Below are 18,359 nucleotides of genomic sequence, written 5' to 3'. Positions count from 1 at the left end.
TCTGTGATAATAAATTGTATAGATCAAGTCTAAAGGACCCTTAGAGTAGGTGTTGGACTAGCAAAGCCTCAGTTCTGTGTATTTACATAGGTCTCAGGTTTTTTGTTTTTTGAAGGTGGTATTTTGACATACACTAATAATTCAAAACCATTTAAAACATTAAATCAGCTGGGTGTTTTTGGCTAGAGATTCCAACGGTGTAATGGATTAACGGCTTTATCTATACTTGTACTAGGCCGGCTATTTTAGGCGATTACTTGTTCAAAAATTACATTCAAGATGCTGTACTGACTTCAAGCAAAAAAAGATTAAGCAAGTTGAGCTTTTTAACTTAAAAGGAATTAAAGCTTTAACCAACCGGTTGGATACTACTCACTTCAGTTCATGCTTTACCGGCCATTACATAATTCTGACAGCTATTTTCACTGGTATACGACTATAAGAGGTCCAATTACTGATATTTGAAAATATCAACAAACAATTACAATCAATAAATCATGGAATGCTGTTAGGAAGGAATTCCAGGAGACCACTTTACCTTTTAGGGCTTATCTGATACAATATAGAAGTTGACGATGGAGAGTTGGCAGAGTGGTAATGCACCGGACTCGAAATCCGGCGAACCCGTGTAGAGCGGGCGCGCAGGTTCAAATCCTGTACTCTCCTTTTATATAAAAATGTGGAAACACAGAAAAGCATGAATCCTTTAATATCGAGGGTTCGTGCTTTTTTATTTGGTATGAAGAAACACCATAAAAATAAAGTCTGCACACATCTACTAAAAAAGCCCGCATTTTGTGCAGGCCGACAAAATATGTACAGAAATTGGCTAGTTCTCAGAGCTACAAGACTTTAAGGGCCTCAACAATTTGCTTAACGGTTTTATTTCTTTACTCGTCAATCAAATAAGCATAAGTATTATTTTTGTAGACGTTCAATTGACCTAGCCAGTGGTCTCCTTAAAAATCCCGTATCTAGCTAGTTATTCGCGATATTATAGGTGGTCTTACCATTCTTGGCACTATAAACCGCCTGGTCAGTGTTGTCTGGGTTAACAATTCGAATCGTGTAATCGCCATTCAAAGCAGTCGAAACCTGGCTGGAATTCTCCTTAATCGAATTGGTCAGGTTTGACCACCCCATCTGACTAGCCTGGCTAGGGTCACTTACGATTGCCTTGACCGCTTGAACCGTATTATCCGCCGTTGGCTTAATCGTGTAAGTGTTATTCTCCTCGTTAAACGATACCGTTCCTAACTTAGCATACCCCTTTTGAAGCTGACGCAGGACCGCCATTTGGTGGTTAGAACTCCCCTGCTGGCCGCCATTAATCGTACTGAAGTCATTTGAAAAACTACTTTGACTAACTTGTTGACTAGAAGAACTCGACTGACTTGAAGCCTGCTGTTGCCCCTTAAAGACCGGCAAATTAATTGTCCCGAAAATCACGGCAATCAGACTCAAAACAACGATAACCGTCCCCGACTTCCATTCACGGTAACGTTGCCATGAATTTGCTAAATAGAAGCCGCCGAGAATCAACATCAGGCCGCCAAAAATAACCAGAAAGATCATTGTTAAACTCCTTTTCAAATATCCTTGATATAAAAATAAGGGTGTGACTGTGATGCCTCACCCTCTATTTTTAAAATTCCATCAGTGCCTTAACGTCGTAGTCCTTAACCTTTTCACGTCCATGAAGGTCCTTCAACTCAATTAAGAAAGCACAGCCAACGACAATTCCGCCCATTTCTTCAACCATCTTGATAGTTGCGGAAATGGTCCCACCAGTGGCCAGCAAATCATCGACAACGAGGACCCGTTGTCCTGGCTTGATTGAATCGTATTCCATCTGCAAGGTTGCGCTACCGTATTCCAAGGTGTAACTAGCACTGACTGCTTTACGGGGTAACTTCCCCTTCTTCCGTGCCGGTGCAAAACCAACACCTAATTCACGGGCAATTGGGCAACCAACGATAAAGCCACGGGCCTCAGGGCCAACAACCATATCAACGTTCTTATCTTTGGCATAATTAACCAACTCATCAGTTGCTTGCTTGTACGCTTCACCATTTGCCATCAACGGTAAGATATCCCGGTAGATAATCCCCTTCTCTGGATAGTCTGGGATACTGGCAACGTATTTATAAAGGTCTAAAGTCATAACCAGAAAATGTCTCCTTTAATCTTCCTTCAGGCACTGTAAAACCCATTTAGCGAGCGCTCCGGCATTACTGTAAAGGAGCGTCTGCTCAGCCTGGTAACGGGCAAGCTGCGCCTGATAGTGGTCCGTTTGTTTTAAATCGGCCTTTTGCGTATTCTTGGCAAGGTTTAAAACACCATTACTAATTGTAACAAATCCTACCTCAGAAAACACATTAATCATCAAATTTAATCGAACTTCATTAATTCTTAAATAACGACTAACCGCCGTCCGCTGGCCTGGCCACTGGATATTTGCCTTTCGAGCCAGGAAACGGTAAAGGGCAGCAAAATCATCCCGGGTGGGGAGCCCGGCAAGATAAACACTGTTGTTTTCAAACAGTAATAGGCGAATCAGGGCTGGACTTGCGCTATCCTTGTCGAAGATCTTGGTAAAGGTCGCTAAGCTCTTCGGGCAGTCAACAACCGTCACTGTCTTACCAGCAAAGTCCGTCGCGGCCGCCTGGTCAATCGATAGGGCTTTCCCGTCCCCAACGTGAGGCGCAATGTTCTCCCGTAACCGGGTATCTTCGACAACATAGAAGCCCGCTTGACCAAAATGGTTAGCGGTCAGGTGGCTTGTCCGCTGGTCTAGGATAACTGTCCCCCGGACACGGATATCGGTGAGTAGTAGTTGGATTGTCCGTTTCCCCTGCCATTCATTAACACTCAGCTTCGCAACCAGGTCAACTTGACCACCCTGCCCCTTGAGAATTGGTGCCAGTTTTCCCTGGTTAAAGGCAACAACAGTCACTTGACCATTCAGGGAAAACTTAAGGTGGTCATTAGCCTTCCCCATCGTGCGAACGTCACTGGGCTGAACATCGTTAAATTCAAAAACGGGTTCCTCATTACCAGGACCAAAGGGGCCCAACTTTTGAATTTCCTGGTACAACTGCTCATTAACATCCCCCGCCCGCAGTTGGGCATCAACCACCAACGGGATTTGTTTATGACTATCAAATTGCTACTTTTGTGCCTGGGCAAACAACGCCGCCCGTAACTCGTCCGTCTTACCTATTTCAAAGGACAAACCACAGGCAGCGGGGTGGCCCCCAAAGGTCGTCAGGAGGTCACGGTGGGGGTCAAGGGCATCGAAGAGGTTAAAGCCCGCGATACTACGTCCGGAGGCCTTGGCCACTTCACTTCCGTCATCAGCACTGGCAATAATGGTCGGCTTCCCTGTCTGGTCCATGATTCGACTTGCAACAATGCCTAAAACGCCTTGGTGCCAGTTATGACCAACCAGAAGAAGGACCGGCTGATCTAGTGCATGGGCTGCCTGGTCACTGGCTTCCGCCATAATCTGATCAACCAATTCGCGTCGTTTTTGGTTCGCCGCTTCGACCTGTTGGGCAAGCTGGCTACCTGTTTGCTCGTCAACGGTCGTCAGCAGTTCGACTCCGGCATTAGCGTCGGCGATACGACCCAGAGCATTAAGACGGGGCGCAATCGTAAAGCCAATGTCGGTGGAGGTCAACTGTGCTTCATTCACCCCCGCTGCTTGTAAGAGGGCGTGAATACCAGGCCGCATCCCCTGACGCAGAAGTTGGATGCCAGCCCCGATCAAGGCCCGGTTTTCATCGGTCACACTCACAACATCGGCAATTTCGCCGATTGCCAAAAGGTCCAGCATTTCTTCCGGGAACTCATCTTGCAGGGCCCAGGCCACTTTAAAGGCCACCCCCACCCCTGATAGGTCAGGAAATGGGTAATTGCTTCCGGGATAACGGGGGTGGACAATGGCAACCGCGTTTGGTAGTTCCTTCGGGAGCTCGTGGTGGTCAGTCACCACCACATCAACCCCCTGGGCCATTGCAGCGTCGATTACATCTTTTCCACTGACCCCATTGTCCACCGTGATAATAAGCTTTGTGCCAGCCGCAATGATGCGTTGGTAGGCGTCCGCGTTGGGCCCGTAGCCATCTTTAAAGCGATCCGGAATATAGTAGTCAACGTTTGCCCCAATTTCGTTTAAGGCTTCGTACATGACCGCGGTGCTTGTTATCCCGTCAGCATCATAGTCGCCGTAAACGGTTATCTTTTCATTTGCGGCAATCGCCTGTTCAATCCGGTCAACCGCCTTGTCCATGTCATGCAACTGGTGGGGATCGTGAACCGTCTGCAGGTCGGGCTGAAGAAAGGCCTGGGCAGCATCAGCTTCTTTGATGCCCCGGTTAGCAAGTAACTGCGCCATGATTGGCGAAATATGTAGCTGACTGCTTAAATCATGGCAGACCTTCTTATCCGCCACTGGCTGAAATTGCCAAGCATAATGTGAATTAATCATTTCTATCCCTCACATCTATCCAGAAAATAATAAAAGGCGGTGTTCTTCCACTGCCTTTGTCTTTTCCCTTCACGGCTCAGGCAATTGTACTGCCTTTGTCCGCGTCCGGGTTTAATTACAGCTCTTGCTTGTTCTGCTGAAAGTCGAAGAACTTCTTGATTGCCCAATCACCTAGGCCAGGGAAGACTTGGTATGCCCAGCCCAGATAAGAAACATAGCTTGGAACATTGATTTCCCGCGTCTTGTAACCGACGTTGTTCCATACCCGCCGGGCAAGCTCGTCCGCCGAAATAAACATCCACTTTGGTAGGTGACTCCGGTAGTTCCCACTATGGTCAGCCTTATCAAAGAACGGCGTATTAACTGGTCCGGGATTAACCGTTAGAACCTGAACGCCGTAATCGGCCACTTCCATCCGCAAGACATTGTCGAACTGAATGACTCCGGCCTTAGTAGCAGAGTATACCGCACTGTTGGGCGTCGGGATCTTTCCGTCCGCCGATCCCAAGTTGATGATTGCCCCATAGCCCTGGTTCATCATTTGCTTGGCAACGCAGCGACTGATGTACATCAACGCTAGGAGGTTAACGTCGGTCATCCCCTTCATTGTCTCATAGGACTGCCCAGCAGCTGGGGCGAATTTCCCCAGTCCGGCAGAGTTGACCAGGACGTCGATGCCCCCAATTTGGTGGGAGATCTTATCAAGAACCGCGTCGATTTCATCGGGCGATGTCACGTCCATTTGGTAGGCAAATGCCGGCCGACCAGAGAGCAGGAGGCACTGTTTGGCAACCGCAGAAACCTTTTCCTTATTGCGGGCCGTCACCACGACAATTGCTCCCCGCCGGGCGGCTTCTAGTGCCAACGCCTTGCCGATTCCACTGGAACCTCCGGTGATCAGAACCACTTCGTTTCTTAGGAATCGTAAAGTTTTCACTCTTCTCATCATTGCAACCGCCCCTTTACTTATTAAATGGAATGTCGATGATATCAAAATCGTTGACCACCCGGGTATTCGGGAACACATCCCGGACCTGGTATGCCAGTTGATAGGCCGCCTTACCGGTATAGCGGGCTGAAATATGGTTCAACAGCAGCCGCTTTGCCCCCGCCTTTTTGGCAATCTCAGCTGCCTGGAGACTAGTCGAGTGGTAGTAGTTTTTGGCCATCTTATCTTCACCCTTGGCAAACGTGCTCTCGTGGACCAGGACATCCGCATCCTGGGCTAGAGTCACCGCATTGGCCGTTTTCCGTGTATCACCGAGGATGGCAACGATCCTACCCTTCTGTGGGGCGCCGATGAAGTCATGGCCATCAAGGACACGCCCATCATCCAGGGTAACCGTCTTGCCAGCCTTCAACTGACCATAGATTGGGCCGGATGGAATGTGCATCTCCCGTAGTTTTGCAACCTGAAGTTCGCCAGGATGGTCTTTTTCAACAACCCGGTAACCATAGCAGGCAATCTTGTGGTCCAGCTTCCTTGCAATCACTTTGAAACTACCGTCGTTAAAGACTTCCCCTTCGTGGTCAATTTCCACAAAATGCAGGGGGTAGCTTAGCCGCGATTCGCTTACTTGCAATGCCGTCACCACAAAACGCTTAATCCCCACTGGTCCGTAAACGGTTAAGGGCTCGTGTCCCCCCTGAAAGGAGCGTGAACTCAATAAGCCCGGAAGGCCAAAGATATGATCACCGTGCAGGTGGGTGATAAAGATTTTCTCAATCTTCCGTGGCCGAATCGTTGTTGACAGGATTTGGTGCTGGGTGGCCTCACCACAGTCAAATAACCATATTGCGTTGCGTTCTTCCAGTAGCCGTAGTGCCACACTAGATACATTCCGCTGTTTGCTTGGCGATCCCGCGCCAGTCCCTAAAAATTCAAGTTGCATTATATTCCCTACCTTCTGAACACACAATTACTGAATAAATTCAAAGACGAACTTCCTGATCCTTACCAGGTCGCCATCCTTAACACCACGTTCACGGAGTGCATCATCAACCCCCATCTGCCGCATTTGCCGGGCAAACCGGAGCTGACTTTGCTCGTGATTAAGGTCCGTCATATCAAAGAGGTGGAGTAGCTTAGTGCCACCAAGAACCCAGGTGCCGTCTTCATCCCGGGTGATTGTGAAGGCCGGCTCCTTGTTTTCTTCGTATTCCTTCCCGGCCGCTTCATACTCGGTAGTAAGCTTTTCGTCATGACTTTCGCTGTCAAATGCCGGGGTCTGGTCTAAGAGGTCGGCCGTCAGTTGCATCAACTGCTGAACCCCTTGGTGCGTCACCGCTGAAATTGGAAAGACCCGGGGAGTTTCCTTCAGCGTATCATCCGTTGCCAACTGAGCCTTAAAGTGTGCCAGGTTCTTTTCCGCGTTTGGCATATCCATCTTGGTGGCGACCACAATCTGGGGGCGCTTCAACAGTTCTGGATCATAGTTAGCCAGCTCGTGGTTAATTTGTTTGAAGCGGTCAATCGCCTGATCCGCGTCCTCACTACTCATATCAACCAGGTGCAGGAGAACCCGCGTCCGTTCAATATGCCGCAAGAACTGGAGGCCCAAACCAATCCCCTTAGAAGCGCCCTCAATTAGTCCGGGCATGTCAGCCATGGCGAAGTCCCGGCCATCAGGCAGCATCACCATCCCCAGGTTCGGCACCAGGGTGGTAAATTCATAGGCCGCAATCTTCGGTTTCGCACCGGTAACCACCGATAAGAGGGTCGATTTACCCACGGATGGGAAGCCAATCAGGCCAACATCGGCCAGCATCTTCAGTTCCAACTCCAGGTAACGGTCCTCACCGGGTTCACCGTTTTCGGCAATCTCTGGTGCTGGATTCTTGGCACTTGCGAAGTGGATGTTGCCACGACCACCACGGCCGCCCTTGGCAATTACCAGTTCCTGGCCCTTTTCCACCAGGTCACCAATAATCTTACCAGTATCCAGGTCCCGAACAGTTGTCCCCTGGGGCACGGCAATCACCGTATCCTCAGCGCTCGGGCCCGTCATCTGCTTGTTCATCCCGTTGCCGCCATTCTTAGCTTTAAAAATTCGGTGGTAACGAAAGTCCATCAGGGTCCGTAAACCCTCGTCGACTTTTAAAATAATGCTTCCGCCGCGACCACCGTCACCACCAGCTGGGCCACCATTGGGAACGTACTTTTCCCGGCGAAAGGCCACCATTCCGTCGCCACCCTTGCCGGCATGTGCTTCAATCTTGATTTGATCTACAAAGGTATTCATGTTTATTTCTCCGATCTGTAATCTATATACTACCTAGTATATTTTAAAAATGAGGGACCGTCAAAATCAATCGTGACTGCTTCCCTTCGCTACTTCTGCGTTCTTTTGGAGGGAAACCTTAATCAGTTGGGCGGTCGGCCGGTTAATACCCAGTGAATGAATCTCGTCAACTGATGCCTGGGCAATCTTGGTCACCGAACCGTACTTCTTTAACAGTTTTGTCCGCGTCCGTGGTCCAACCCCCTTAATCTCGTCCAAACGGGAGCTTAGGGAGTGCTTGGTATGCACATTCCGGTGGAAGGTGATTGCAAACCGGTGAACCTCATCTTGAATCCGCTGGACCAGGTAAAAGCCCTGGCTTCGGGGATCCAGATTGACATGCTGGTCCTCATCACCAAATAAGAGGTCCGCGGTCTTGTGTTTGTCGTTTTTGACCATCCCGACAACAGGGATATCTAGGCCAAGTTCGTTTTCTAAGACGTCCTTGACGGCATTAATTTGGATTTCGCCACCATCCATGAAGATCATGTCCGGCATCGGCTTGTTTTCGCGCAGGAGGCGACTATAACGCCGTCTAATTACTTCCCGGGTACTAGCGGCCTCATCCGCATGGTTAATGACCGTCTTAAGTTTATACTTACGGTAGAGCTTCTTTGCCGGTTCCCCGTCGATGAATACGACCATCGCGCTCACTGGATCAGCCCCCTGAATGTGGGAGTGGTCAAATGCTTCAATCTTATGCCCCACCGGTAAGCCGAGGGCGTCGGTAATCTCCTTCATGGCGCCCGTGGTCTTCCCCTTATCCATTTCTAAGAGGCGGAATTTTTCATCGAGGACCAGCCGGGCGTTCTCCGCCGCCATCGCTATTAGGTCACGTTTTTCGCCCCGCTTGGGGGTCCGGACCGGCACCCCGAGGATTTCACTGATTTCCTTATTTGGGAGCCCCTTGGGAAGGAGGATTTCCTTGGGTAAGATATTATTTCGCCGGTTGTAAAACTGAAGGATGAAGCTGGTCATTTCTTCAATTGCCGTATCAACCACGGGAAAAAGCCGCTTTTCCCGTTTCATCAACCGCGCCTGACGGATGAAGAAAACCTGAATTGAGAGCCAGCCCTTGTCCATGTAAAAGTTAAACAGGTCCCGTGGGGTCTTGTCATTGGATATGATCTTCTGTTTTTCAACCGTAACTTCAATGTAGTGAATTTGGTCACGGATTTCCGCTGCCCGTTCAAATTCGAGGGCTGCCGCTGCCTTATCCATTTTCTCCGTCAACTGCCGCTTTACCGTCGCGGTGTTACCATTCAAGAAGGACTTGATCTTCTTGATTTGCCGGTCGTACTCTTCTTGGGGAACCTTTTTAAAGCAGGCCCCGAGGCATTGACCCATGTGGTAGTACAGGCACGGCCGTCCCTGGTAGCCGTTACACCGGCGTAGCGGATATACCTTTTGAATAAAGTTAACCGTTTCTTCCGCTGCGTAGACGTTGGGGTAGGGCCCAAAGTAATAGGCCCCGTCCTTTTTGATCTTGCTGACGATTTTAACCTGGGGGTCGCGCTCATTGGTAATTTTAATGTACGGGTACCCCGTCCCCCGCTTGAGTTTGATATTAAAATAGGGTTGGTGTTTTTGAATCAGGGTAATTTCCAGCAAGAAAGATTCCTTATTGGTCGATGTAATGATGGTTTCAAAGTCAGCAACTTCGGAAACCATTTTGGCGACCTTACCCATATGGCTACTCTTGAAGTAGGAGCGAACCCGGTTTTTCAAGTTTTTGGCCTTACCAACGTAAATAATCTGATCATTGATATTCTTCATCAAATAACAGCCGGGCTTATCCGGCAGTAATGCTAATTTATGTTCAAGATAATCGCTTGCCATCATAACCCTCCGTAAGAAATGCTAGTATAATATTATAATTGAAGATGGCAGCAGATGGCAAAGATTGTGTCTGCTTCCTGGCCATTTATTTGCAGATTTAATCTTGCCTATGCTATGATACACAAAAAAGGAGCGAGCAAAATGGGTTTAGTTACCAGACGAAGTGAGCAACTGGACCGGCTTTTCGACCAGTTTGCCATTGATCCAAAGAAGAAACTTCCTAAGGATAAGAAAGCTAAAGAAGATCAAGAAAAGAAAAATAAGGCTGATAAGAAGTAGCTGTAACCATAAAATGGGCTGAGAAAAACGAATTTTCTCGGCCCATTTTATGGTTTCTAGATTGTTATCCAGAGTATTTCCGGATTCTATTCATTAGCCTGCTTTTTGAAGCCAGCGGGGTACCGCTTATTTAATTCAGCGATATTTTCCCTTGCCACTTCATCAAACGGGATATCGGCCCATTCAGCAATTTGTGACAGGTACCATAGGACATCACCCATCTCGTGTATAAGTTCCTGGCGGTCAAGCTTTTGCCCTCGGAAGGCATAGTTCTTAACTAAATCTACCACCTGTCCAGACTCACCTGCTAAACCAAGGGCACAGTTCGTCAAGACCTGCTCATTGCCGTAAAGCGTTCGTTTGGCAGCATTTTGGTATTCGTTAAAGTTCACTTCTCGTCCACCCCCGTTTGCTTTTCTATCCACTCCCAGACGGCCGTTTGACCATGTTTCTTTACCGCTGAAAAGAGGATCAGGGGCGTTTGCTTATCTAGGCCTAATGTTTTATTGACCAAGCTTTCCTGCCGGTTCCAGGCGTTACCCTTGACCTTGTCAATCTTCGTGGCCACCACCAGGGTCGGGATGTTATAGTATTGGAGCCACTGATACATGCTGACGTCATCATCAGTTGGGGCGTGCCGACCATCAACCAGAAGAATCGTCCCCCGTAACTGCTCCCGCTGGGTCAAGTATTCTTCAATCATTTGGCCAAACCGCTCCCGCTCTTTTTTAGAAACCTTCGCGTAACCGTAACCCGGCACGTCAACAAAGTAGAGTTGGTCCTCAACATTGTAGAAATTCAGTGTCTGGGTCTTACCCGGTTGGCTGGAGGTGTGGGCAAAGTTACGCCGGTTAATCAATACATTCGTCAGTGATGACTTGCCGACATTGGACCGGCCAACCAGGGCAATCTCCGGGTAGTTAGTCTGCGGATACTGGTTCGGACGAACCGCACTGATTGTCAAGTCTACGTTGTGAACCTCCATCGTTGGTTACCCTCCTTTACTTACGAGGCTTGCTCGTCTTTCATGATGTACTTGGGTTCGGTGTGGTGCGTAACACAACGCTTGTCAATCACTACTTTGGCCACGTCACTACGACTTGGTAGGTCAAACATAACGTCCTGCATCACGTCTTCAATGATTGACCGTAGTCCCCGGGCACCGGTATTCCGGGCAATTGCCAGTTTAGCCATTGCACGCAGGGCACCGTCCGTAAAGCTTAATTCACTGCCATCAAGGCGAATCAATTCCTGGTACTGCTTTACCAGTGCATTTTTCGGCTCGGTTAAAATCCGGACGAGATCATCTTCGTCAAGTTTTTGTAATGCCGTCATAACTGGCAGCCGACCAATAAACTCCGGAATCAGTCCAAACTTCAATAGGTCCTCTGGAATAACGTGCTGCAGGATATTCTTTTCGGTAATGTTATCCCGCTCTGCAGAGCTGGTCCCAAAACCAATCGTCTTTTCACCGACCCGCTCCTTAACAATGTTTTCAATTCCGTCAAAGGCCCCACCAACGATAAAGAGGATATTACTCGTATCGACCTGGATAAATTCCTGTTGGGGGTGCTTCCGACCACCCTGCGGCGGAACGTTAGCGATTGTCCCTTCAAGGATCTTCAGCAGGGCTTGCTGGACCCCTTCACCGGAAACATCCCGGGTAATTGAGACGTTTTCGCTCTTCTTGGCAATCTTATCAATTTCATCAATGTAGATAATCCCCTTCTCGGCACGATCAACATCGAAGTCTGCTGCCTGGAGGAGCTTCAAGATGATATTTTCAACGTCCTCACCAACGTATCCGGCTTCAGTCAGCGTTGTTGCGTCCGCAATGGCAAACGGAACGTTCAAAATCCGGGCAAGGGATTGGGCCAAGTAGGTCTTCCCTGAACCAGTTGGGCCAATCACGGCAATGTTACTCTTTTGTAGTTCCGTATCGTTGTTGTCTCCGGTAACCATTGCGTTGACCCGCTTGTAGTGGTTATAAACAGCAACAGCCAACGTCTTTTTGGCGTCACTTTGGCCGATTACGTAATCGTTGAGCTCCTTAACGATCTCTGCCGGCGTTGGGACGCGGAAGGTGTTCTTGGCACCGTCTTCGGCTAATTCCTGCGTGATGATTTGCTTACACAAATCAACACACTCGTTACAAATATAAACGCCTGGTCCAGCTACAATCTTTTTAACTTCATCCTGTGACTTACCACAGAAGGAGCAGTGAATTGAATCCATATCACTGGTATCTTCAAACATTTATAGACCTCCTCTAAAACTTATGAGACCATCATACCAAAATTTTACCGCGAATTCGAATATTCTGTTCGCTATTATGCGATCCGTCTGCAAACAAAAAGTTCCCAGCATTCGATAGTTCGAACACTAGGAACCTGCTTACAAGCGGTCTTGGTAACCTCCCAATGGATTGTTACTCCACCAGTTAGTCAGCCTACTTGTCGGCCTTCTTGTCATCAGTCTTAACTTGCTTTGCTGAATCAGCAACCAAGTCAACGGCCTTCTTAATCTTGATATCATGGCTCAGCATGTCCTTGGACAGTGCCTTTTCAACGGCATCTTCTTCCATACCGTATTGCTTTGCCAAGTCCTTGATTTCGTCCTTGATTTCGTCGTCACTGGCTTCAATGTTAGCATCGTCAACGATTGCTTCCAGAACCAGGTTAGTCTTAACCCGTTGTTCAGCATCGTTAGCAAATTGCTTCTTAAGGTCCTCTTCCTTAGTACCAGTGATTTGGAAGTACATCTTTGGGCTAATCCCCTGTTGTTGCATACCAGCAAGGTATTGTTGCATTTGCCGGTTAGTATCTTCATCCAACATTGCTTGTGGGATGTCTTCGATTTCGGCATTGGCAACTGCCTTTTCAATAGCAGCGTCTTCGATTGCGCCCTTAGCTTGGTTATCCTTTTGTTCTTGGAGTTGCTTCCGGGTCTTGTCCTTCAGTTCATCCAACGTATCAACGTCTTCGTCAACGTCCTTGGCAAAGTCGTCATCCAGGTCTGGCAGTTGCTTTTCCTTGATTTCGTGAACCTTAACCTTGAAGGTTGCGTCCTTACCGGCTAAGTTCTTAGCATGGTAGTCCTTTGGGAAGGTAACCTTAACATCAACATCGTCACCGGTGTTGTGGCCAATCAGTTGGTCCTCAAATCCTGGAATAAAGGAACCAGAACCTAATTCAAGGGAGTAGTTGTCGGCAGAACCACCGTCAAACTTCTTACCATCAACGCTACCTTCGTAGTCGATGACAACGGTGTCACCCTTAGCAGCTGGCTTATCTTCCTTAAGAACCAATTCAGATTGTTGTTGACGCTTCTTTTCAATTTCAGAGTCAACATCAGCATCAGAAACAGTCGTGTCTTGTTCAGGCACTTCCATTCCCTTGTAATCGCCAAGCTTAACTTCTGGTTCAACTGCCACTTCAGCAGTTAAAGTCCATGGTTGACCCTTTTCCATGCTCTTAATATCAATCTTTGGTTGGTCAACCGGCTTGATTCCAGCTTCTTTAACAGCATCACTGTAGGCAGCAGGCAATACCTTGTTTAAAGCATCTTGGTACAGGGATTCTTCACCATACATTTGGTTGAAGATTTGGCGAGGAACACGGCCCTTACGGAAACCAGGAACCGTAATCTTCTTCCGGGTTTCGATAAAGGCTTCGTCAATTCCCTTGTTAATAGTGTCGACATCAATTTCAAAAGTTAATGTCCCCTTGCTGGCATCGCTATCGCGTTCCCATTTTGCTGACATTTTATTTCCTCCAATAACAATCAATTTGACCATTACTCTATCAAGTTGGTCTTTACATACTTTATTAGTTTACCGTACGGCCGCTCCAATTGCAACTAAATGGGCGTTTTCCGGCCCTGATTTCCCATAAAATTTAAAAGAAAAAAGATCCGGATAAACCGGACCTTTTTATTTGCCTGACTAAAAATTAGTCTAAGACTTCGGACACCACACCGGCACCAACAGTGTGTCCACCTTCACGGATGGTGAACTTCAGACCCTTTTCAAGGGCAACTGGCTTTTGAAGGTTAACAGTGAAGGTAACGTTATCACCAGGCATAACCATTTCAACGCCATCTGGCAATTCAATCGTACCAGTAACATCAGTTGTGTGGAAGTAGAATTGTGGACGGTAGTTGGAGAAGAATGGAGTGTGACGGCCCCCTTCTTCCTTAGTCATAACATAAACTTCACCCTTGAAGTTCCTGTGAGTTTGGATCGAACCTGGTTCTGCCAGAACTTGACCACGTTGTACTTGGTCGTGAGAAATACCACGAAGAAGGATACCAACGTTGTCCCCGGCTTCACCAAGGTCAAGAGTCTTGTGGAACATTTCCAAACCAGTAACAGTTGACTTCAGAACGTCTTCAGTCAGACCAACGATTTCAACTTCGTCACCGATCTTAACAGTACCACGGTCGATACGACCAGAAGCAACAGTACCACGACCAGTGATAGTGAAGACGTCTTCGACAGGCATCATGAATGGCTTGTCAGTAGGACGCTTTGGAGTTGGGATGTAGTCATCAACAACATCCATCAAGTGAAGGATGACCTTTTCTTGTTCTGGGTCACCTTCAAGAGCCTTGAGGGCAGAACCACGAACAACAGGAATATCGTCACCAGGGAAATCGTATTCGTTAAGAAGGTCCCGAACTTCCATTTCAACTAAGTCAACTAATTCGTCATCGTCAACTAAGTCGGTCTTGTTCAGGAATACAACGATGTACTTAACACCAACCTGACGAGCAAGAAGAATGTGTTCACGGGTTTGTGGCATAGGACCATCGGTAGCAGCAACAACCAGGATAGCACCATCCATTTGTGCGGCACCAGTGATCATGTTCTTAACGTAGTCGGCGTGACCTGGAGCATCGATGTGTGCGTAGTGACGCTTTTCAGTTTCGTATTCAACGTGGGCAGTGTTGATAGTGATACCACGTTCCTTTTCTTCTGGAGCGGCATCGATATCAGCGTAATCTTCTTCCTTTGCCAGACCCTTAGCTGCAAGTACCTTAGTGATAGCAGCAGTTAAAGTAGTCTTCCCATGGTCAACGTGGCCAATAGTACCAATGTTTACATGGGGCTTTGTACGTTCATAATGTTCTTTTTCAGCCATTAATGAAAACCTCCTGATAATTTACAAGTATAATGCCAGTCGTTTCTTTACGAAATAACTGACACACCCTTATGTGTATTGTACTACTTCTTTTCGCCAATTGAAAGCTTTTATATCAAAGGCTTGAAGAAGAATTCTTAAATATAATATCAACTATCTGACGATTTGTAAATAATATTGTTAATGTTTTTCACTTAAATCATCAATTATCTCCGTTAAGGTATCCTGGAGCGGGCCTACTGGGTTCTTTTTGTCCTCCTTCTTCCCAGAAATCTTGTCAATCAGGTAGTCAATCCACTCCCCTGGTGAAGTAACCTTCTCCTCAATTAGGGGGTAGAGGAGCATCAGCTGCAGCTGTAACTCCTGGCTTGCAAGTTGAAATTGGGTGGGATTCTTACTTCCTAGTCGACGGTTAAGCTCCTGACGAAGTTCCTTGACAACTGGCAGGTCGTCAATTGCCTGCAGTTGGCTGGGGTTAATTTGATAGTCTTGCTTGTCAATCCACTGCAAAGTTAACTCTTTATTAACTGTCGCCTGCCGGAGGGTATCGATTATCGACGCCTTGATCAGCTCATGGGTAAACGGGTCACGCAAGAGGAACTGGGCACCGGTAAGGTAGTCGTTAAGCGGTAACTGCTGGGCTTCACTAAGCCGTTCCTGCTGCTCACTCAAGGAGCAATCGCCAAGGTGATAAAAAGAACGGAGAAGGGTTTGAATCGTTACCCGGTATTTTTGATCAGCGGCCATTTCTGCCTCGCTAACATCCCTTCGCAGGGGGCCTTGCCAAGCGGTTGGCAGTTCAACAATGAACTGACGAGCTGCCATGTATGATTGGTTGTGCAACATCAACTGCACCCCCAGACAGGCCTCACTATAGGTTTCCGTGAACGCTAACGGCTGCTCAACGAAGTACACAAACGCCCGTTGGTATTGCTTTGCTTCGTAGAGGGCGCGAACCAAGTGGCGATTTACATCATCATTTGGTGATTCGTTAATCAGGTCCTCCAGGATAACAGCACTATCCAGCCACTTTTCTTCTGCCATCAGTTGGAGTGCCTGCTGATATTTCTCACTTTGTCCTTTATCCATTGTTTCCCCCTTAATCGCTTGTACAGCACTTGTTTATTCTTGAAGATGGGAAGGATAGATAAGCTTATCTTCCCTAAATATATGAAAGACTGAGAAAAGCAAAATTTTTTCTCAGTCCCCAAATACATAAATTAACATTTTAAGCGGCCATTTTTCTGGCCTGCCCACCACTACTTTTGGTGGTTCTTATTTTCATTTGCCGCCTGGTGCTTACGTCCGCGGCCACGACCACGATGCTGTTTTTCTTTATGGCCCGCTTTTTCCTTCTTACCCTTATTTTCGGATGTCTTCTTAGACTTCTTCTTGGAATGTTGATTAATTTCCATAATCACGGGCAAAATAACGGGGTGCCGCTTGGTCTGGTCGAACAGGAAGCGGTTGAGCTTCTCCCGAACATCCTGTTTGAGATGCCCCCAGTCGAATTCCTTCTGGTCTAAATTGTCTTGAACAACCTTTTCAACCAGGTCGGCGCTTTGCTTCATCAGCTGGCGATTAGTCTTTACAAAGACAAAACCACGCGATGTAATTTGGGGCCGAGCAACGATTTTCTTCTTCTTCCGATCGATAGTGGCTACCACCACAAAAATACCGTCTTCAGAAAGAACCCGCCGATCGCGGAGAACAATGTTTCCAATGTCACCAATGCCGGTACCATCAATCATGGTGTTGCCCACATCAATATGTTCACCAATGTGGAATTCACCGTTCTTGTATTCAAGGACATCTCCCTTGTTAGTAATGAAGATGTGGTCGGCAGGAACGCCAACTTCTTCGGCTAGTTGGGCATGCCGGTCAAGTAAGCGGTACTCCCCTTGGATTGGAATAAAGTACTGCGGCTTCATGAAGTTTAGCATCAACTGCTGGTCATTTTGGTTAGCGTGCCCGGACGGGTTGAGGTCGTCTGAAATGAACTTTACCTCGGCCCCGGTCCGGTAAATCATGTCCTTAGTCTTTTGAACTTCCGTTTCCTGAGCGTAGGATGGAGTTGTGGTTACGAAGACTAGGTCACTATCGCTCAGCTTGATCTTAGGGTTATCACCATTAGCAATCTGTTGCAGGGACTTGATTGGTTCGCCCATCTTCCCCGTTTCCAAAATTACTACCTGGTTTGGATCAAGCTGGTCAGCCTCCTTCATACTGATTAACAGGTCCTTAGGTAGCTTTAATTTGCCCAAGTTCATTGCCGTGTCAATGATTTGCTCGATGTCACTTCCGGACAAAACCAGCTTCCGGTTAACCGCGACGGCAGCATTAATGATTTGCTGAACCCGCATGATGTTAGAAGCAACACTGGCAACGATAATCCGACCATCCTGGTATTTGAAGGTCTCCTTGATATATTCACCAATGTCCTTTTCCCGGGTTGAAGCACCAGTAATTCCCGCGCCGGCTGAGTCACTCAAGAGCGCCAAGACGCCTTGTGAACCCACTTCCGCTAACCGGGCCAAGTCAGTTTGGTAACCCTTGGTAGCCGTTTGGTCAAACTTGAAGTCACCGGTGTAAACAATGTTGCCTTCATCGGTACCCACAACAATCCCTAAGGTCTCAGGAATCGTATGGGTTGTCTGGAAGAATGAAACGGTAACATCATCAAAATCAATTGCCGTTGCTTCATCAACAACGTGAAAGTCGTTGAAATTTTTAACTTCCTTATGCTTCTTAACGGCAAGTTTGGCCAGGGCAATGGTCATCTCACTCCCGAATACGGGAACATTGAAGTCCATCAAAAAGTACGGTAAAGCACCAATTGAATCGGCGTGGCCGTGGGTCAAAAATACCCCGACAATCTTATCCTTGTGTTTACGAAGGTATTCCCAGTCTGGAATTACGACATCAATTCCCATTAGCTCATTTTCGGGATACTTTAGGCCCGTATCCAAAATGAAAATCTGGTCGTTGACCTCGACAGCATACATATTCTTACCATTTTCACGTACCCCACCAAATGGGATAATCTTAATTTTACTCATTAACTAATATGGCTCCTTTATTTAATTGTGTCTCACTGCTTGATTGGCAACGAGAATTTATTTCGATCCTGAATAGCTATTAATATCTTACCACATTCAGTGTTAACTATGGGAACCAAAGCTATTTAAAACGTGAACTACTCGGTCATTAATGACCGCGCTTCTGGGAACATAGAGTAGTATTTAGGATGTTATACCTGTATTCAAGATACCTAACTTACAGAACTCCACTCTTTTACCATGGCTAGTCCCTAGCCAATAGCTTTTA

General features: G+C 47.3%; 16 protein-coding genes and 1 tRNA gene. 2 read left to right on the top strand and 15 right to left on the bottom strand.

Annotation, left to right across the window (positions count from 1 at the left end; genetic code table 11):
- Positions 1–577: 577 nt before the first annotated feature.
- Positions 578–666, top strand: a tRNA-Ser gene (locus QOS01_RS00085).
- Positions 667–978: 312 nt separating this feature from the next.
- On the opposite strand, the gene QOS01_RS00080 is transcribed toward QOS01_RS00085, so the two are convergent.
- From QOS01_RS00080 to uvrC, 8 genes are all read right to left on the bottom strand, one after another.
- Positions 979–1,575, bottom strand: a complete 597-nt coding sequence (locus QOS01_RS00080) for a DUF308 domain-containing protein (protein WP_283620537.1) — start codon at positions 1,573–1,575, stop codon at positions 979–981.
- A 70-nt stretch (positions 1,576–1,645) separates the two neighbouring features.
- Positions 1,646–2,164 carry an adenine phosphoribosyltransferase gene (locus tag QOS01_RS00075; protein ID WP_283620536.1) on the bottom strand — a complete coding sequence of 173 codons (519 nt, stop codon included), beginning with the start codon at positions 2,162–2,164 and terminating at the stop codon, positions 1,646–1,648.
- An 18-nt stretch (positions 2,165–2,182) separates the two neighbouring features.
- Complete coding sequence (locus QOS01_RS00070; RefSeq protein WP_283620535.1) at positions 2,183–3,139, bottom strand: single-stranded-DNA-specific exonuclease C-terminal domain-containing protein; 957 nt, start codon at positions 3,137–3,139, stop codon at positions 2,183–2,185.
- A gap of 30 nt (positions 3,140–3,169) precedes the next feature.
- Positions 3,170–4,492 carry a single-stranded-DNA-specific exonuclease RecJ gene (recJ, locus tag QOS01_RS00065; RefSeq protein WP_283620534.1) on the bottom strand — a complete coding sequence of 441 codons (1,323 nt, stop codon included), beginning with the start codon at positions 4,490–4,492 and terminating at the stop codon, positions 3,170–3,172.
- Between the two features lie 115 nt (positions 4,493–4,607).
- A complete protein-coding gene (locus tag QOS01_RS00060; protein WP_283620533.1) occupies positions 4,608–5,441 on the bottom strand; it encodes an SDR family NAD(P)-dependent oxidoreductase in 834 nt (277 codons plus the stop codon).
- Positions 5,442–5,454: 13 nt separating this feature from the next.
- Positions 5,455–6,384: a ribonuclease Z gene (rnz, locus tag QOS01_RS00055; protein WP_283620532.1), complete on the bottom strand. Its 930-nt coding sequence runs from the start codon at positions 6,382–6,384 to the stop codon at positions 5,455–5,457.
- Positions 6,385–6,411: 27 nt separating this feature from the next.
- Positions 6,412–7,734 (bottom strand): GTPase ObgE, encoded by a 1,323-nt coding sequence (gene obgE, locus QOS01_RS00050; RefSeq protein ID WP_283620531.1) that lies wholly within the window; start codon positions 7,732–7,734, stop codon positions 6,412–6,414.
- Between the two features lie 66 nt (positions 7,735–7,800).
- Positions 7,801–9,612, bottom strand: a complete 1,812-nt coding sequence (gene uvrC / locus QOS01_RS00045; protein WP_283620530.1) for an excinuclease ABC subunit UvrC — start codon at positions 9,610–9,612, stop codon at positions 7,801–7,803.
- A 141-nt stretch (positions 9,613–9,753) separates the two neighbouring features.
- Between uvrC and QOS01_RS00040 the strand changes: the two genes are divergently transcribed.
- Positions 9,754–9,891 carry an SPJ_0845 family protein gene (locus tag QOS01_RS00040; RefSeq protein ID WP_283620529.1) on the top strand — a complete coding sequence of 46 codons (138 nt, stop codon included), beginning with the start codon at positions 9,754–9,756 and terminating at the stop codon, positions 9,889–9,891.
- Positions 9,892–9,977: 86 nt separating this feature from the next.
- Here the strand turns inward: QOS01_RS00040 and QOS01_RS00035 are convergent, their stop codons facing one another.
- From QOS01_RS00035 to QOS01_RS00005, 7 genes are all read right to left on the bottom strand, one after another.
- Entirely contained in the window at positions 9,978–10,283 is a 306-nt protein-coding gene (locus QOS01_RS00035) for a nucleoside triphosphate pyrophosphohydrolase family protein (RefSeq protein ID WP_283580140.1), read from the bottom strand.
- The gene (gene yihA, locus QOS01_RS00030) at positions 10,280–10,876 is read right to left on the bottom strand and encodes a ribosome biogenesis GTP-binding protein YihA/YsxC (RefSeq protein WP_283620528.1); all 597 of its coding nucleotides are present in this window, start codon (positions 10,874–10,876) and stop codon (positions 10,280–10,282) included. The genes QOS01_RS00035 and yihA overlap by 4 nt, the downstream gene beginning before the upstream one ends.
- A 20-nt stretch (positions 10,877–10,896) precedes the next feature.
- Positions 10,897–12,147 carry an ATP-dependent Clp protease ATP-binding subunit ClpX gene (gene clpX, locus QOS01_RS00025; RefSeq protein WP_283620527.1) on the bottom strand — a complete coding sequence of 417 codons (1,251 nt, stop codon included), beginning with the start codon at positions 12,145–12,147 and terminating at the stop codon, positions 10,897–10,899.
- A 193-nt stretch (positions 12,148–12,340) separates the two neighbouring features.
- A complete protein-coding gene (gene tig / locus QOS01_RS00020; protein ID WP_283620526.1) occupies positions 12,341–13,654 on the bottom strand; it encodes a trigger factor in 1,314 nt (437 codons plus the stop codon).
- A 187-nt stretch (positions 13,655–13,841) separates the two neighbouring features.
- Positions 13,842–15,032 (bottom strand): elongation factor Tu, encoded by a 1,191-nt coding sequence (gene tuf / locus QOS01_RS00015; protein ID WP_283620525.1) that lies wholly within the window; start codon positions 15,030–15,032, stop codon positions 13,842–13,844.
- A 180-nt stretch (positions 15,033–15,212) separates the two neighbouring features.
- A complete protein-coding gene (locus QOS01_RS00010) occupies positions 15,213–16,121 on the bottom strand; it encodes a hypothetical protein (RefSeq protein WP_283620524.1) in 909 nt (302 codons plus the stop codon).
- A gap of 170 nt (positions 16,122–16,291) precedes the next feature.
- A complete protein-coding gene (locus QOS01_RS00005) occupies positions 16,292–18,091 on the bottom strand; it encodes a ribonuclease J (protein WP_283620523.1) in 1,800 nt (599 codons plus the stop codon).
- Between the last annotated feature and the right edge of the window lie 268 nt (positions 18,092–18,359).

It is taken from the genome of Limosilactobacillus avium (assembly GCF_947381485.1).
Taxonomy (GTDB): Bacteria; Bacillota; Bacilli; order Lactobacillales; family Lactobacillaceae; genus Limosilactobacillus; species Limosilactobacillus avium.
Note: the sequence above shows the minus strand (reverse complement) of the source record. Positions and strands in the feature narration are given on the sequence as shown.

What these genes read in the sequence shown, in the direction of transcription:
- rnz (WP_283620532.1), bottom strand. Translation starts at nt 6,384, where the DNA reads ATGCAACTTGAATTTTTAGGGACTGGCGCGGGATCGCCAAGCAAACAG.
- QOS01_RS00040 (WP_283620529.1), top strand. Translation starts at nt 9,754, where the DNA reads ATGGGTTTAGTTACCAGACGAAGTGAGCAACTGGACCGGCTTTTCGAC.
- uvrC (WP_283620530.1), bottom strand. Translation starts at nt 9,612, where the DNA reads ATGGCAAGCGATTATCTTGAACATAAATTAGCATTACTGCCGGATAAG.
- QOS01_RS00010 (WP_283620524.1), bottom strand. Translation starts at nt 16,121, where the DNA reads ATGGATAAAGGACAAAGTGAGAAATATCAGCAGGCACTCCAACTGATG.
- QOS01_RS00080 (WP_283620537.1), bottom strand. Translation starts at nt 1,575, where the DNA reads ATGATCTTTCTGGTTATTTTTGGCGGCCTGATGTTGATTCTCGGCGGC.
- QOS01_RS00060 (WP_283620533.1), bottom strand. Translation starts at nt 5,441, where the DNA reads ATGATGAGAAGAGTGAAAACTTTACGATTCCTAAGAAACGAAGTGGTT.
- tuf (WP_283620525.1), bottom strand. Translation starts at nt 15,032, where the DNA reads ATGGCTGAAAAAGAACATTATGAACGTACAAAGCCCCATGTAAACATT.
- obgE (WP_283620531.1), bottom strand. Translation starts at nt 7,734, where the DNA reads ATGAATACCTTTGTAGATCAAATCAAGATTGAAGCACATGCCGGCAAG.
- clpX (WP_283620527.1), bottom strand. Translation starts at nt 12,147, where the DNA reads ATGTTTGAAGATACCAGTGATATGGATTCAATTCACTGCTCCTTCTGT.
- QOS01_RS00075 (WP_283620536.1), bottom strand. Translation starts at nt 2,164, where the DNA reads ATGACTTTAGACCTTTATAAATACGTTGCCAGTATCCCAGACTATCCA.
- recJ (WP_283620534.1), bottom strand. Translation starts at nt 4,492, where the DNA reads ATGATTAATTCACATTATGCTTGGCAATTTCAGCCAGTGGCGGATAAG.
- QOS01_RS00005 (WP_283620523.1), bottom strand. Translation starts at nt 18,091, where the DNA reads ATGAGTAAAATTAAGATTATCCCATTTGGTGGGGTACGTGAAAATGGT.
- tig (WP_283620526.1), bottom strand. Translation starts at nt 13,654, where the DNA reads ATGTCAGCAAAATGGGAACGCGATAGCGATGCCAGCAAGGGGACATTA.
- yihA (WP_283620528.1), bottom strand. Translation starts at nt 10,876, where the DNA reads ATGGAGGTTCACAACGTAGACTTGACAATCAGTGCGGTTCGTCCGAAC.